This window comes from Peribacillus sp. P4_C12, assembly GCF_056402095.1.
Genome location: NZ_JBFUIB010000911.1, coordinates 1 through 1,063 on the forward strand (window position 1 = coordinate 1; position 1,063 = coordinate 1,063).

Sequence of the window (1,063 nt, forward strand, 5' to 3'; positions counted from 1 at the left end):
GTTCAGGAAGCAGCCGATATCGTGGCTACTGCATCCGATCAAGACGTAAACATGATTTTCGGTTCGGTTATCAATGAAAATCTTAAAGATGAAATCGTCGTTACAGTTATTGCAACTGGGTTTAACGAGGTTGAATCTTCAATACGGCCTGCTGGACGTCCAACACTTGGACAACAGCAGCAACCTAGACCTCAGACACAACAAACGCCACAGTCAAATGTTAAGCGTGAAGTGAAGAGAGAAGAAGTCAATGAGCAGCCTGTGCGTAATACTAATCAAGGTGATGAGGCTCTGGATATTCCAACCTTCCTTCGTAACCGTAATAGAAGGCGTTAATTTCTTAACCATAATGAACCGTTCCCAATGGGAACGGTTTTTTGTGTTTTTAAAAAATCTCTGCTGAAAAGCTGGATTTTGATTGAAATCATCTGATAAGCGCATTAAATACTCTATGGTCTTCAAAGAGTTACTATCAATAGCTTTACACCGTTTCTCTGTATCTGACTAATGGATTTCTAACTAAGAGTAAACTGAGAAGTGGCTTAGGGGTATTCATTGCACTCAATGCCCTTTTAAACGTAGTAAAAACAACTAGACATTCTCATTTGAAAAATAGGTGAAGAACGTTTCCGAGCAGACGTTTTATTTGTATTTTGAACTTTCATCATCTTAAGGAGAAAAAGATAACGGGCGGGAAGAAATTCTTTATCTTTTGAAACATAAATCGACAGCAATAAAAGGGAGCAGGATAGTCTCTATGACTTAATTGAAAATATCAATAGCTGTTTTTCTACAAAAAGGGAAAAAATGACTGAAAAACTCTTAAGTTTTCAGTACAAAAAGTGACACACTTTCTAAGGGAAGGTACGCTATACTTTTTGCAAGTGGAAGGTTAGTTCCTAAAAGGAGGGGAGGGTGTTTGACCTTATATTTAGATGTGATCTGGTTGTTGAATTGGTCATTTGACTGCCTCCTTTTATATTGGTCTGCAATTATTCTCAAACGAAGGGTTGCTCTATGGCGGGTTTGTGTCGGTGGGCTGATTGGTTCCTTCATTATCGTA

1 protein-coding gene and 1 pseudogene are annotated in these 1,063 nt (G+C 38.5%); both read left to right on the forward strand.

What is annotated here, in order from left to right:
- Positions 1-336, forward strand: a pseudogene (locus tag AC1DUW_RS30150) (cell division protein FtsZ); the annotation flags it as partial.
- Between the two features lie 583 nt (positions 337-919).
- Positions 920-1,063 (forward strand): sigma-E processing peptidase SpoIIGA (locus AC1DUW_RS30155; RefSeq protein ID WP_477644358.1); only part of this gene is annotated, 144 nt, incomplete at its 3' end.